The organism is Amycolatopsis sp. NBC_01286 (genome assembly GCF_035982555.1).
In the GTDB taxonomy this organism is placed as follows: Bacteria; Actinomycetota; Actinomycetes; order Mycobacteriales; family Pseudonocardiaceae; genus Amycolatopsis.
The window spans coordinates 9,670,964-9,687,384 of record NZ_CP108428.1 but is presented as its reverse complement, the minus strand read 5'-3'; the positions used below and the strand labels follow the sequence as shown (position 1 = coordinate 9,687,384).

The window sequence follows — 16,421 nt, the reverse complement described above, 5'->3', positions numbered from 1 at the left end:
CCCTCCCGCACCCTCCCGCAGGTCCGTGAAGGCCTCCTTACCGGCTCTAAGCGCCGGTAAGGAGGCCTTCACGGCTTTCTGCTCCCGGCGCGGCGTCCCGGGGCTTTTCCGCAGGTCGGAGCGGGGTTCGCCTAGGGGCGTAGGGGGTCGCTAAGGGTTGTCGCGGGAGTCTGCGGATTCATAGGTTTCCCTGGCACCGGTTCGTCGGGGCAGCGCTGTGACCACGGGAAAGACCACGGGAACCGCGCGCACCGAACGAAGCCGGGGGACGCAGACACGGCGACAAGTGAGGTGTGCGGCGATGGCCGATGAGGCGACGCTCCGTGACTATCTGAAGTGGGTCACCGCCGACCTGCACCAGACCCGGCAGAAACTGCGCAGCCTCGAGGACCGGACGCAGGAACCGATCGCCGTCGTCGCGATGAGCTGCCGGTACCCCGGCGGCGTGCGGACCCCGGAACAGCTCTGGGAGCTGGTCTCGGAGGGGCGCGACGTCATCGGCCCGTTCCCCGAGGACCGCGGCTGGGACACCGACGCCGTCTTCGATCCGGACCCCGACCACAGCGGCACCACCTACGCCAACGAAGGCGGCTTCCTCCGCGAAGCAGGCCGGTTCGACGCAGCCTTCTTCGGCATCTCGCCGCGCGAAGCGCTCGCCATGGACCCGCAGCAGCGGCTGCTTCTCGAGACGTCGTGGGAGGCCTTCGAGCGCGCCGGGATCGTCCCCGCTTCGCTGAAGGGCACCCAGTGCGGGGTCTTCGTCGGCACCACCAGCCACGACTACGCGACGCTTCTCGCCGACGCGCCCGAAGGCGTCGAAGGGCACGTAGCGACGGGAAGCGCGGCGAGCGTCTTCTCCGGCCGGGTCGCCTACAGCTTCGGCCTCGAAGGCCCCGCCGTCACCGTCGACACCGCGTGCTCGTCGAGCCTGGTCTCGCTGCACCTCGCCGCGCAGGCGCTGCGCCGTGACGAGTGCTCGCTCGCGCTGGCCGGCGGCGTCACCGTGATGTCGACGCCGGGCGCGTTCATCGAGTTCAGCCGCCAGCGCGGCCTCGCGCCGGACGGCCGCTGCAAGGCGTTCGACGCCGCCGCCGACGGCACCGGCTGGGCCGAGGGCGTCGGCATGCTGCTGCTGGCCCGGCTGTCCGACGCGCGTCGCCTCGGGTACCCCGTGCTCGCGGTGGTGCGCGGCACGGCGATCAACTCCGACGGCGCGTCCAACGGCCTCACCGCCCCCAACGGCCCGGCCCAGCAGAAGGTCATCCTGCAGGCGCTGGCCAACGCGCGGCTGTCGGCCGGGCAGGTCGACGCGGTCGAGGCGCACGGCACCGGCACCTCGCTCGGCGACCCGATCGAGGCCCAGGCGCTGCTCGCCACCTACGGCCAGGACCGCCCGGACGGACGCCCGCTGCTGCTCGGCTCGATGAAGACCAACATCGGGCACTCGCAGGCCGCGGCCGGCGTCGGCGGCATCATCAAGATGGTCCAGGCCATCCGGCACGGCGTCCTGCCGAAGACCCTGCACGTCACCGAGCCCACCCCGCACGTCGACTGGGCGGCCGGCGCGGTCGAGCTGCTCACCGAGGAGCGGACCTGGCCGGAGACCGGCGAACCGCGTCGCGCGGCCGTCTCGTCGTTCGGCATGAGCGGCACCAACGCGCACGCGATCATCGAGCAGGCGCCCGAGCCGGAAACCTCCGAAGAACACCAGGCTCCCGTCGGCGGCACCCTGCCGCTGCTGCTGTCCGGGTGCACCGAGGCCGCGCTGACCCGGCAGGCGGAAGCACTGCGCGACCACCTCGCCGCGCACCCGGGGCTGTCCCTTGTGGACGTCGCCCGCACGCTCGCCACCACACGGGCGGCCTTCGAACATCGCGCCGTCGTGGAAGCTTCCGACCGGGACGCGCTGCTGTCCGCTTTGGACGATCTGACGACGGCCACGCGCGCCGCGGTCACCGGCTCCGGCCGGACCGCCTTCGTCTTCCCCGGCGCCGGCGCGCAGTGGGAAGGCATGGCCCGCGAGCTGATGACGGCGTCACCCGTCTTCGCCGCCCGGATGCGCGAATGCGCGGCCGCGCTGGCCCCGCTCGTCGACTGGTCGCTGCTCGACGTCGTCGCCGGCGTCGAGGACGCACCGTCCGAAGTGGACCGCGTGGACGTGCAGCAGGTGGTGCTGTGGGCCGTGATGGTCTCGCTCGCCGAGGTCTGGCGCGCGCACGGCGTGACCGCCGACGCGTTCGTCGGGCACTCCCAGGGCGAGATCGCCGCCGCGGTCGCCGCGGGCGCACTGTCCCTCGAGGACGGTGCCCTGGTCATCGTGACGCGCAGCCGCCTGGTGCTCCGGGTGTCCGGCCGCGGCGGCATGGTCTCCGTCGCGCTGCCGCAGGCCGACGTCGAGGCCCTCATCGCAGACGGCCCGCTGTCCATCGGCGCGGTCAACGGTCCGGCCAGCACGGTCGTCTCCGGTGACGACAGTGCGCTCGACGCGCTGCTCGCCCGGTGTGAACGCGACGGTGTGCGGGCCAAGCGCGTCGCCGTCGACTACGCCGCGCACTCGGCGCAGCTGGAGGAACTGCGCGAAGAGTTCGAACGCGCCGTCGCACCGGTCCGCCCGCGCGCGACCGACGTGCCGTTCTACTCGACCGTCACCGGCGAGCGGATCGACACCGCGACCCTCGACGTCCGCTACTGGTTCCGCAACCTGCGCGAGACCGTGCGGTTCGACGGCACCGTCCGCGTCATGCTCGCCGAGGAGATCGGCGCGTTCGTCGAGGTCGCACCGCACGCGGTGCTCACCGTGGGGCTGCAGGAGATCTTCGAGGACGAAGGCGTCGAAGCGGCCGCGCTGCGGACCCTGCGCCGCGGCGAAGGCGGCCTCGCGCGGTTCCACCTGTCGCTGGCCGAGGCGCTGGCCGCCGGCGTCGTGCCCGACTGGGCGGTGCTGTACGGCACCGGCGAGCGCGCCGACCTGCCGACCTACGCCTTCGAGCCCAGCCGGTTCTGGCCGGACGTCTCCGCGATCCGCACCGGCGACCTCGGCTCGGCCGGGCTCGGCGCGGCCGCGCACCCGCTGCTCGGCGCCACCGTCGCGCTGGCCGACGGCGACGGCTTCCTGTTCACCGGCCGGCTCTCCGCGCAAGCCCAGCCGTGGCTGGCCGACCACGCCGTCGGCGGCACGATCCTGTTCCCCGGCACCGCTTTTGTCGAGCTGGCCGTCCGGGCGGGCGACCAGGCCGGCTGCGACCGGCTGGCCGAACTGACCCTCGAGGCGCCGCTGGTGCTGCCCGCACGCGGCGGCGTCACACTGCAGGTGACGGTCGGCGCCGGCGACCCGCGGACCATCGAGTTCTACTCCCGGCCCGCCGACGCCGCCTTCGACGAGCCGTGGACGCGGCACGCCACCGGCACGCTCACGACGTCCGGTACCCCGGCGCCCGTCGACACCGTGACCTGGCCGCCGGAAGGCGCGCAGGTGGTCCCGGTCGACGGCCTCTACGACGCCTTCGCCGCCGCCGGTTTCCAGTACGGGCCCGCCTTCCGCGGCCTGCACGCCGCCTGGCGCGCCGGCGACGACTTCTACCTCGACGTCCGCCTGCCCGACGCGATCAAGCCGACGGCCGGCCGCTTCGGCCTGCACCCGGCCTTGCTCGACGCCGCGCTGCACGGCGTCGGCCTGACCGGTTCCGCACGTGGGCTGCTGCCGTTCTCCTGGACCGGCGTGACGCTCTTCGCGGCCGGGGCCGACGCGATCCGCGTCAAGCTGAGCCCGGCCGGGCCGGACACGATCTCCCTCGACGTCGCCGACCCGAGCGGCCGGCCGGTCGCCGCGGTCGAGTCACTGGTCCTGCGTCCGGTCGACGCCGCGGCCATCGGCGACGCCGGCCGCGTCCGGGACGCGCTGTACCGAGTGGACTGGCCGGAGCTGCCCTTGTCCGTTGTGGACGGTTCGGCCACCTGGGCGCAGCTCGGCACGCCGCTGGACGGCTCGGTCGCCTCCTGGACCGATCTCGCCGCGCTCGCCGCGTCGAGCGAAGGCGGCGCACCGGACTTCGTCGTGGTCGCGCCGGGTGGGGGAGACGGGCTCGCGGCCGCCGCGCACCGGGCCGCGCGGGACACCCTCGACCTGGTCCAGACCTGGCTCGCGGAGCCGAAGTTCGACCGCTCCCGCCTGGTCTTCGTGACCCGCGGCGCGCTCGGCCCGGACGGCAGCGGCGACCCCGCCGCGGCGACCGTCTGGGGCCTGCTGCGCGTGGCGCGCTCGGAACACCCGGGACGCTTCGCCGTCGCCGACCTCGACAACGTCACGCCGGACAGCCTGCTCGACCTGCTGCCGGCCGCGCTCGCCACCGACGAGGCCGAGCTGGCCGTGCGAAACGGCGTCGCGTATGTCCCGCGCCTGGCACGGCACACCGTGTCCGATGTGGACGACACGGTGTTCGGTCCGGATGGGACGGTCCTGATCACCGGCGGCACCGGCACTCTGGGCGGGCTCGTGGCTCGTCACCTCGTCGCCGAGCGCGGCGTCCGGCACCTGCTGCTCGTGGGACGTCGTGGCCTCGCCGCCGACGGCGCCGCGTCGCTGGCCGAGGAGCTGACCGCGCTGGGCGCCGACGTCGAGATCGCGGCGTGCGACGTCGCCGACCGCGACGCCCTCGAAGCGCTGCTGGCGCGGACCGAAGACCTCACCGCGGTCGTGCACACCGCGGGCGTGCTCGACGACGGGACCGTGGAGTCCCTGACCCCCGAACGCCTGGCCGCCGTGCTGCGCCCGAAGGTCGACGCCGCCGCGAACCTCCACGAACTGACGGCCGGACGGCCGCTGCGCGCGTTCGTGCTGTTCTCCGGCGCCGCCGGGATCTTCGGCGGCCCGGGCCAGGCCAACTACGCCGCCGCCAACGTCTTCCTCGACGCGCTCGCCGCGCACCGGCGCGCCGCCGGGCTGCCCGCGACGGCGCTGGCCTGGGGTTTGTGGGCGCAGGCGTCCGGCATGACCGGCCACCTCGACGACGGCGACCTCGGCCGGATGAGCCGCGGCGGCATCGAGCCGCTGCCCACCGAAGACGCCCTCGCCCTGTTCGACCTGGCCACCGGGAGCGGCGACGCCCTGCTCGTGCCGGTCCGGCTGGCCACCTCGACGGCGAAGCCCGGCACAGTGCCGGCGCTGCTGCGCGGGCTCGTCCGCGCTCCGGCCCGCCGCACCACGGCCGGTGCCGCCGAAGACGAATCCCTGCTGCGCGAACGGCTCAGCGGCCTCGGCGAGGCTAAGGTCGAGCAGTCGCTGCTCGACCTGGTCCGGACCACCGCGGCCGCCGCGCTGGGCCACGCGTCCGCCGAAGCCGTGCGCGACGGCAAGCCGTTCAAGGACCTCGGCTTCGACTCGCTGACCGCGGTCGACCTCCGCAACCGCCTCAACCTCGCAACCGGCCTGCGGCTGCCCGCGACCCTCGTCTTCGACCACCCGACGCCGCTCGCGCTGGCCCGGCACGTGCGCGGGGAACTGTTCGGCACCGGCGAGATCGTGCCCACCCGGCGCGTCAAGTCCACTGTGGACGACGCGGACGACCGGATCGCGATCGTCGCGATGAGCTGCCGCTACCCCGGCGGCGTCCGGACACCGGAAGACCTGTGGCAACTGGTCTCCTCGGGTACCGACGCCATCGGCGCGCTGCCCGCCGACCGCGGCTGGGACCCCGAGCTGCTCTACGGTCAGGACCCGGACGGCGACGGCACCCGCTTCGCCCGCGAGGGCGGTTTCCTTTACGACGCCGCCGATTTCGACCCGGAGTTCTTCGGCATCAGCCCGCGCGAGGCGATGGCGATGGACCCGCAGCAGCGGCTCCTGCTGACCACGACGTGGGAGGCCTTCGAGCGAGCCGGGATCGACCCGGCGGCCGCGCGCGGCTCCCGGACCGGCGTGTTCGCCGGCGTGATGTACCACGACTACGGCTCCCGCCTCTACGCCTCGGACGGCCTCGACGAATACAGCGCCCACCTCGGCAACGGCGGCGCGGGCAGCATCACGTCCGGCCGCATCGCCTACACCTTCGGCCTCGAAGGCCCGGCCGTCACCATCGACACGGCCTGCTCGTCGTCTCTGGTCGCGCTGCACCTGGCCGCGCAGGCGCTGCGCACCGGCGAATGCACGATGGCGCTGGCCGGCGGCGTGTCCGTGATGAACACCCCGACGATCTTCATGGAGTTCCTGCGCCAGCGCGGCCTCGCCGAAAACGCGCGGTGCAAGTCGTTCGCCGACGGCGCCGACGGCACCGGCTGGGGCGAAGGCGTCGGCATGCTTTTGCTGGAAAGGCTTTCCGACGCGCGCCGCAACGGGCACCCGGTCCTCGCGGTGGTCCGCGGCAGCGCGGTCAACCAGGACGGCGCGTCCAACGGCATGACCGCGCCGAACGGTCCGGCCCAGCAGCGGGTGATCCGCCAGGCGGTCGCCGCGGCCGGCCTGGAACTGTCCGATGTGGACGCCGTCGAGGCGCACGGCACGGGCACGTCACTCGGTGACCCGATCGAGGCGCAGGCCCTGCTGGCCACCTACGGCCGTGACCGCGCCGGGGACCCCCTCTGGCTGGGCTCGATCAAGTCCAACTTCGGCCACACGCAAGCCGCGGCCGGCGTCGCCGGGATCATCAAGATGGTCATGGCGATGCGGCACGGCACGCTGCCGAAGACCCTGCACGCCGAGCGCCCGTCCACCCGGATCGACTGGGCGGACGGCGCGGTCGAGGTGCTGCGCGACACGCGCGACTGGCCGGAGACGGGACGTCCGCGCCGCGCCGGCGTGTCGTCGTTCGGCATCAGCGGCACCAACGCGCATGCCGTGCTGGAACAGGGCGACCCGGCACCCGAACTGCCCGCCTCCGCCGACGGTCCGGTGTCTTGGGTCCTTTCCGGACGAACGGAAGCCGCGTTGCGCGCACAGGCGTCACGGCTGCTGGAGCACGCCGGCGCCGGGCACCCGCACGACATCGGCCACGCGCTGGCCACCGCGCGCTCGGCGTTCGACGTCCGCGCCGCGGTCGTCGGCGAGAACACCGACGAGCTGGTCCGCGGCCTGACGGCCCTCGCCGGGGGATCGGCGGCCGCGAACGTCGTCCGCGGTGCGGCGACCGGCGTCGCGCCCGCGTTCCTGTGCACCGGCCAGGGCAGCCAGCGCCCGGGCATGGGCCGCGACCTCTACGACGTCCACCCCGAGTTCGCCGCCGCGCTGGACGCGGTGTGCGCGGAGTTCGACGCCTACCTGGACCGGCCGCTGCGGATGGTCATGTTCGCCGAAGCAGGATCGGCCGACGCCGATCTGCTCGGCCGCACCGCCTACACCCAGCCGGCGCTGTTCGCGCTGGAGGTCGCGCTGTACCGGCTCTTCGAGCACTGGGGTGTCCGGCCGAGCCACCTGCTGGGCCATTCCGTCGGCGAAATCGCCGCGGCGCACATGGCCGAGGTGCTGTCGCTGGCCGACGCGGTCAAGCTGGTGGCCGCACGCGGCCGCTTGATGGACGCCCTGCCGCCGGGTGGTGCGATGGTGGCACTACAGGCGACCGAGGCGGAGGTGTCGGTATATCTGTCAGACGGTATGACCATCGCCGCGATAAACGGCCCAGCCTCGACGGTCATCTCGGGCGACGAGGACGCCGTCCTGGCGGTCGCCGCACACTTCGCCGACCTGGGCCGCAAGACCAAGCGCCTGGTCGTCAGTCACGCGTTCCACTCGCCGCTGATGGATCCGATGCTGGCGGAGTTACGCGGTATAGCTGAGTCTCTGTCATACGGTAAGACGGTTATACCGATAGTCTCGAACGTCACCGGCGAGCTGATCACCGAGTTCGACGCCGAGTACTGGGTACAGCACGTGCGTGAGGCCGTCCGTTTCGCCGACGGCATGCGGACACTGGAAGCCCACGGAGTCACGACGTTCATCGAGCTGGGCCCGGACGCCGTGCTGGCCGCGATGGGCCCGGAGTGCCTGGACGGCGCCGCCGCCACCGCTGCCAGTGGCACCGGCACCGGCACCTTCGCCGCCGCGCTGCGCGAAGGCCGTCCCGCCGCCCGCACGGTGCTGACCGCGCTCGCCGCCGCCCACACCGGCGGCGCCCGGGTCGACTGGACCGCCGTCTTCGGCCCCGCCGCCCGCGTCGACCTGCCCACCTACGCCTTCCAGGAGCAGCGCTACTGGCTCGATGTCCCGGCCGTCGCCACGACCGGCACGGCCGACGAAGGCGAGGCGCAGTTCTGGGACGCCGTCGAACGCGAGGACGTCGAAGCACTCGCCGGCACACTCACCCTGCCCGAGGGCGAGGTCGGCCCAGTCGTCTCCGCGCTGTCGGCGTGGCGCCGATCCCGCACCGAACTGTCCACTTCGGACACCTGGCACTACCGCGTCACCTGGCAGCCGCTGCCCGCGGCCGCGAACCGGGTCGGCGGCACCTGGCTGCTGGTCGCCCCGGACGGCAAGGAGGACACCCTCGCCGCGGTCGTCGACACCCTGACCGAAGCCGGCGCCGAGACGCGGATCCTGCGCGTCCCGATCACGGCCGACCGCGCGACCTTCGCCGAGATGCTGCGCGAGGCGTTCGCCGAAGGCCCGGTCTCCGGCGTCCTGTCGCTGCTAGCCACGGCGGACCCCGGCGGGAACGCCGGACTCCCGGACGGCATCGCGGCAACCGCGGCCCTGGCCCAGGCCCTCGGCGACATCACCGGGGCGAACGCGGGGGCCCCGGACGGTATGGCGCCGACCCAGGCCCTGAGTGACGTGGCGGCCACGAGCGACAAGAACGCTGCGATTCCGGGTGGTGTTGCACCGTCCCAGGCTCTCGGCGGCGTCGCCGCTGCGGCCCGGTTGTGGCTGGTCACCCGGGGTGCGGTGGCCGTCGGCCGGGCGGACCGGCCGGCGGGGGACCGGCGTGCCTTCGCCGCCCAGGCCGCCGTGGCCGGGCTCGGCCGCGCGGTCGCGCTCGAACACCCCGACCGGATCGCCGGGAGCGTCGACCTCCCGCGCGACCTCGACCCCCGCGCCCTGCTGCGGCTGCCCGGCGTGCTCGCCGGGCTCGGCGCCGAAGACCAGATCGCGGTCCGCGCCAACGGCCTCTTCGCCCGCCGCCTCACCCGCGCCACCGGCCGCGACGGCGTCTGGACGCCGCGCGGGAGCGTCCTGGTCACCGGCGGCACCGGCGCGCTCGGCGCCGAGGTCGCCCGCTGGCTCGCCGCGAACGGCGCGAGCAAGCTGGTGCTCACCAGCCGCCGCGGCCCGGAAGCACCGGGTGCCGCAGAGCTACGTGCCGAACTGTCCGATGTGGACGTCGAGATCGTCGCCTGCGACATCGCGGACCGCGACGCCCTTGCCGCGCTGCTGGCCGAGCACCCGGTGAACGCCGTCGTGCACGCGGCCGGGGTCGCCCAGGCCCAGGCCTTCGAGGAGATGTCGCCGGCCGACCTGGCCGACGTCGTCACCGCGAAGGTCGCCGGGGCCACGCACCTCGACGAACTGCTCGGCGAGCTGGACGCCTTCGTGCTGTTCTCCTCCATCGCCGGCACCTGGGGTGGCGCCGGCCAGTCGGCGTACGCCGCCGGCAACGCCTTCCTCGACGCGCTGGCCCAGGCCCGCCACGCCGCCGGGCTGCCCGCGACGTCGGTCGCGTGGGGCCCGTGGGCCGAGGCCGGGATGGCGACCGGCGACGCCGCCGAGCACCTGCGCCGCCGGGGCGTGACGCCGATGGTGCCGCGGTTCGCGGTCACCGCGCTGGCCAGGGCGGTGGCGGGAGACGACCCGGTCGTCACGGTCGCCGACGTCGACTGGGCGCGCTTCGCACCCGGCTTCACCGCGGCCCGGCCCAGCCCCCTGCTCGGTGAGCTGCCCGAGGTCCGCGCGGCGCTGGACAGCCGGCCCGCCGCCGAGCCCGTGGAGCTTTCGGCCCTTCAGCGGCGGCTCGCCGGGGCGTCTGCTTCGGAACGTTCGGCCGTCCTGCTGGACCTGGTGCGGCACCAGGTCGCCGGGGTGCTCGGGTACGCCGGGACCGACGCGGTCGAGCCCGGCCGCGCCTTCCGCGAGCTCGGCTTCGACTCGGTGATGGCCGTCGAGCTGCGTGACCTGGTCGAGTCCGCGACCGGCCTGCGGCTGCCGGCGACGCTGGTGTTCGACCACCCGAACCCGCTCGCGCTGGCCGACCTGCTGGCCGCGGAGCTGTTCGACGAATCCACTGTGGACGAGATTGTCGAGTCCGCTGTGGACGGTACCGAGCCGATCGCGATCGTCGCCATGAGCTGCCGGTTCCCCGGTGGTGTCCGCACCCCTGAACAGTTCTGGGACCTGCTGCGCGCCGGCGGCGACGCCGTCTCGGACTTCCCCGCCGACCGCGGCTGGGACACCGACGCGCTCTACGACCCCGACCCGGACAACCACGGCACGAGCTACTCGCGCTCGGGCGGCTTCCTCGACGGCGCCGAGGAATTCGACGCGGCGTTCTTCGGGGTCAGCCCGCGTGAGGCTCTCGCGATGGACCCGCAGCAGCGGTTGCTGCTGGAGACGTCGTGGGAGGTCTTCGAGCGGGCGGGCGTCGACCCGCGCACGGTGCGCGGCAGCCGGACCGGCGTCTTCACCGGCACCAACGGCCAGGACTACGTCAACCTGCTGATGGCCTCGGTGGAGGCGATGGAGGGCCACGTCGCCACCGGCAACGCGGCGAGCGTGGTGTCCGGGCGGCTGGCCTACACCTTCGGACTGGAGGGCCCGGCGGTCACCGTCGACACCGCGTGCTCGTCTTCGCTGGTCGCGGTGCACCTCGCCGCCCAGGCCCTGCGGTCGGGCGAGTGCTCGCTGGCGCTGGCCGGCGGCGCGACGGTGATGGCGACCCCGGCGGCGTTCATCGAGTTCTCCCGCCAGCGCGGCCTCGCCGCCGACGGCCGCTGCAAGGCGTTCGCCGACGCGGCCGACGGCACCGGCTGGGGCGAGGGCGCCGGCATGGTCCTGCTGGAAAGGCTTTCCGACGCCCAGCGCCACGGGCACCCGGTGCTCGCGGTGCTGCGCGGTTCCGCCGTCAACTCCGACGGCGCGTCCAACGGCCTCACCGCGCCGAACGGCCCGTCGCAACAACGCGTGATCCGCCAGGCGCTCGCGGCCGCCGGACTGTCCACATCGGACGTCGACGTCGTCGAGGCGCACGGCACCGGGACCCAGCTGGGCGACCCGATCGAGGCGCAGGCGCTGCTGGCGACCTACGGCCGTGACCGCGAGCGCCCGCTGTGGCTCGGTTCGGTGAAGTCCAACATCGGGCACACCCAGGCCGCGGCCGGGGTGGCCGGCCTGATCAAGATGGTGCTCGCGGTCGAACACGGCGTGCTGCCCCAGACCCTGCACGTCGACGCGCCGTCGTCCCACGTGGACTGGTCGGCGGGGTCGGTAGCGCTGGTCACCGAGCCGACACCGTGGCCGGAGACGGGCGCGCCCCGCCGGTTCGGCCTCTCGTCGTTCGGCATGAGCGGCACCAACGCCCACGCGGTCTTCGAGCAGGCCCCGGCACCGGCGACGGTGGCGTTCTCGGATGAACTTTCGACGGCCCCATTCGTGCTGTCGGCCCGCAACGCCGACGCCCTCCGCGACCAGGCCCAGCGTCTCCGCGCCCAGCTCGACGACCAGCCGGAACTCAGCCTGGCCGGCCTCGGCGCCGCCCTGGCGGGCACCCGGGCCGTCCACGAGCACCGCGCGGTCGTGCTCGCCGATGACCGCACCGCCCTGCTCGACGGTCTCGGCGCACTGGCCCGCGGCGAGTCGGCCGCCGGCCTGATCGAGGGGACGGCCCCGGCGACCGGCCGGACGGCGTTCCTCTTCGCCGGCCAGGGCAGCCAGCGGGCCGGCATGGGCCGCGAGCTGTACGAGACGCACCCGGTCTTCGCCTCGGCGCTGGACGCGGTGTGCGCGGAGTTCGACACCCACCTGGACCGTCCACTGCAGACGGTCATGTTCGGCGAACCCGAGCTGCTCGACCAGACCGCCTACACCCAGCCCGCGCTGTTCGCGCTGCAGGTGGCGCTGTTCCGGCAGCTGGAGCACTTCGGCGTCCGGCCCGACTTCCTGGCCGGCCACTCGATCGGCGAGCTGGCCGCGGCGCACGTCGCCGGTGTTCTCTCGCTGGCCGACGCGGTGACGCTGGTCGCCGCGCGTGGCCGTCTCATGCAGGTACTGCCGTCCGGTGGCGCGATGCTGGCGATCCAGGCCACCGAAGCCGAGGTTTCGGTATATCTGTCAGACCGTGTGACCATCGCCGCGCTGAACGGCCCGGACTCGACGGTCATCTCCGGCGACGAGGCTGCGGTAAAAGCTGTGGCGGAGCACTTCGCGGATCGTAAGACCAAGCGTCTGACCGTGAGTCACGCGTTCCACTCGCCGCTGATGGACCCGATGCTGGCGGAGTTCTGCGGTATAGCTGAGTCTCTGTCATACGGTCAGTCGGTTATACCGATAGTCTCGACCGTCACCGGCGAGCCGGTGCTGGAGTTCGACGCCGGCTACTGGGTCCGGCACGCCCGCGAAGCCGTCCGGTTCCTCGACGGCGTCCGCACGCTGGAGGCCGCCGGCGTCACCCGCTTCCTCGAACTGGGCCCCGACGGCGTCCTATCCGCGATGGGCCAGGACTGCGTCACCGGCGACGCCGTGTTCGCACCGACCCAGCGCGCCGGCCGGCCCGAGGAGGCCGCGCTGCTCGCCGGGCTGGCGACGGCGTTCGTCCACGGCACCCCGGTCGGCTGGTCCGCGGCCTTCCCCGCCGCGGTCCCGCGGGTCGCCCTGCCGACCTACGCCTTCCAGCGCCGGCGCCACTGGCCGACGCTGCGGGCGGCCGTCACGGGCGACCCGTCGGCCCTGGGCGTCGCCGCGGCCGGGCACCCGCTGCTCGGCGCGGCCGTCGCGACCGCCGGCGACGACGGGTTCCTGCTCACCGGCCGGCTTTCCGTCCGGACCCACCCGTGGCTCGCCGAGCACCGGGTGCGCGGCGCGATCCTCGTGCCCGGCACCGCGTTCGTCGAACTGGCCGTGCGCGCCGGGGACGAAGCCGGCCACGACCGCGTCGAGGACCTGACCCTGCACGCCCCGCTGGTCCTGCCCGAGGACGGGGCGGTCGACGTCCAGGTCCGCGTGGGCGAGGCCGACGAGCGGGGACTCCGCCCGCTGACCGTCCACGCCCGCGTGGCCGGCGGCGGCGAATGGACCCTGCACGCCGAGGGCGCGCTCGGGATGTCGGCGGCCGCGCCGTCCGAAGGGCTGGTCGTGTGGCCGCCCACCGGCGCCGAGCCCATCGACGTCAGCGGTCTGTATGACGGTATGACCGAGGCCGGGTTCGGTTACGGCCCGAGCTTCCGCGGCCTGTCCGCGGCCTGGCGGACGGCCACCGAGATCTACGCCGAGGTCGCGCTGCCGGCCGGCACCGCGGAGTTCGGCCTGCACCCGGGCCTGCTCGACTCGGCTCTGCACGCGCTCGCCCTCGGCACCGGCGACCAGCTCGCCCAGCCCGGCGAGCGCCCGGCCCGGCTGCCGTTCGCGTGGACCGGCGTCACCCTGCACGCCGCCGGTGCCGCGAAACTGCGCGTCCGGCTGACCCCGTCCAGCGACGACGCCGTGTCGCTGCTGGTCGCGGACGCGTCCGGAGCGCCGGTCGCCACCGTCGAATCCCTGGTGCTCCGCCCGGTTTCGGCGGTGGCCGACCCCGGCCCCGCAGCGCCCGAATCGCTGTACCGGCTCGCCTGGACGCCGATCCCGAAGCAGGACGCGGTCGCCGTCGCGGTCCCGCTGAGCGAGGTCGCCGACGAAGTGCCCGAGCTGGTCGTGGCCGACGCGAAGAGCGTCGCCGACGTCTTGGCGCTGATCCAGCGCTGGGTGTCCGAAGAAGGCTTCGCAGAATCGAAGCTGGTGCTGCGGACCCGCGGCGCGGTGTACACAGACGCGGACCCGGCCGTGGCCGCGGTCTGGGGCCTGGTGCGGTCCGCGCAGGCCGAACACCCCGGCCGGTTTATCCTCGTCGACGCCCCCGACGGCGAGCTGCTCGACGCGGCACTCGCCACCGGTGAACCGCAGGTCGCGATCCGGGGCGGGGACCTGTTCATCCCGCGGGTCACGCGGGGCGGCGGCGCGTTGCAACCGCCGTCCGGTGAACGCGCCTGGCGGCTCGACACCCGCGCCAAGGGCACCCTGGACAACCTCGTCCTCGTGCCCAGCCCGGAGGCCGTCGCGCCGCTCGCCGGCCACGAGGTCCGGGTCGGCGTCCGCGCCGCCGGGCTCAACTTCCGCGACGTGCTGAACGCGCTGGGCATGTACCCCGGCGAGGCCGGACTGCTCGGCATCGAGGGCGCCGGCGTCGTGCTGGAGGTCGGGGCCGACGTCACCCGGCTGGCCCCGGGTGACCGCGTGATGGGCCTGCTCGCCGGCGGGTTCGGCCCGGTCTCGGTGTCCGACAACCGTTATCTGGTCACGGTTCCCGACGGCTGGAGCTTCGAGCAGGCCGCGTCCGCGCCGATCGTGTTCCTGACCGCGTACTACGCGCTGGTTCAGCTCGGCGCGCTCCAAGCGGGCGAGCGCGTGCTCATCCACTCCGCCGCGGGTGGCGTCGGCATGGCCGCCGTCCAGCTCGCCCGGCACCTCGGCGCCGAGGTCTTCGGCACCGCGAGCCCCGGCAAGTGGGACGCCCTGCGCGGGATGGGCCTGGACGACGCGCACCTCGCCAGCTCCCGCACGCTCGAGTTCGAGCAGTCGTTCGGCGGTGGGATGCACGTCGTGCTCGACGCGCTGGCCGGCGAATTCGTCGACGCGTCGCTGCGCAGCACCGCGCCCGGCGGGCGGTTCCTGGAGATGGGCAAGACCGACGTCCGCGACCCGGAGCAGGTGGCCGCCGCGCACGACGTCCGCTACCAGGCGTTCGACCTGATCGACGCCGGGCCGGACCGGATCGCCGAGCTGTTCGTGGACGTCCTCGCGCTGTTCGCGAGCGGCGCGCTCGAACCGCTGCCACTGTCCACATGGGACGTCCGGCACGCGCCGGAGGCGTTCCGCTACCTCAGCCAGGCCAAGCACGTCGGCAAGGTCGTGCTGCGGGTGCCGCGCCCGCTCGACCCGGCGGGCACCGCGCTGATCACCGGCGGCACCGGGGCGCTCGGCCGCCTCGTCGCCCGGCACCTGGTCACCACGCACGGCCTCAAGCACCTGCTGCTGCTCAGCCGGCGCGGTGGCGCCGACGACCTCGTCGAGGAACTGGCCGGGCTGGGCGCCGAAGTCACCGTCGCGGCGTGCGACGTCACCGACGGTGCGGCGCTGGGCGCGGTGCTCGGCACCATTCCCGCCGAGCACCCGCTCACCGCTGTGGTGCACACCGCCGGCGTCCTCGACGACGGCACCGTCGAGGCGCTCACCCCCGAGCGGCTCGACACCGTGTGGGCGCCGAAAGCCCTTGCCGCGCAACGGCTGCACGAGCTGACCGCGGAGGCCGACCTGGCCGCGTTCGTGCTGTTCTCCTCGGTCGCGGGGACGTTCGGCAACGCCGGGCAGGCCAACTACGCGGCGGCCAACGTGTTCCTGGACGCCCTCGCCCAGCGGCGCGTGGCGGCCGGGCTGCCCGCGACGTCGCTGGCCTGGGGCCCCTGGGCGGGCGGCGGCATGCTCGGCAGCCTCACCGAGGCCGACGTGCGCCGGATGACCCGCGGCGGGATCCCGCCGCTGACCGCCGCCGAAGGCCTGGCGCTGTTCGACGCGGGCCTGGCCTCGGCCGAACCGGCGTTGCTGCCGGTGCGGCTGGACCTGGCCGCGTTGCGGGCCCGCGCCGCCAGCGGTGGCGTTCCTACTGTCCTCAACGGACTGATCCGGCACCGCGCCCGCCGGGCCGCGGAAAACTCCGCCGGTGGCGGGATCGCGCTGAAGACGCGGCTGGCCGCGATGTCCGAAGTGGAGCGTGAGCAGTTGCTGACCGAGCTGGTCTGCGGCGAGGTCGCCGCGGTGCTCGGCCACCTCTCGGCGGCCGAGGTCGACCCGGCCCGGCCGTTCAAGGAGCTCGGGTTCGACTCGCTGACCTCGGTCGAGCTGCGCAACCGGCTCAACGCCGGCACCGGCCTGCGGCTGCCCGCGACGCTGGTGTTCGACCAGCCGACGCCGCTCGAGCTGGCCCGGTACCTGCGCGAGGCGCTGCTGGACGAGCCCGTCGCCGCGGCCCGCCCGGCCGTGCTCGGCGAGCTGGACCGGCTCGAAGCGCTGCTGCTGGCGCCCGGCCACGACGTGGCCGAGCAGCCCCGGATCACGTTGCGCCTGCAGAGTTTGCTGGCGAAGTGGAGCGACGCGCACCGGAGCGCCGACACGGCCGACGCCGAGCTCGAGTCGGCCACCGGCGACGACATCTTCGAGCTGCTCGACAAAGAACTGGGCATGTCGTGAACCCCCGCCCCCG

The 16,421-nt window shown here is 74.2% G+C and carries 1 protein-coding gene; it reads left to right on the top strand.

The genetic code is table 11. The features are described 5' to 3' along the window. Nucleotides 1–301 precede the first annotated feature (301 nt). Complete coding sequence (locus OG570_RS43890; RefSeq protein ID WP_326954598.1) at nucleotides 302–16,408, top strand: SDR family NAD(P)-dependent oxidoreductase; 16,107 nt, start codon at nucleotides 302–304, stop codon at nucleotides 16,406–16,408. The last annotated feature ends 13 nt before the right edge of the window (nucleotides 16,409–16,421 follow it).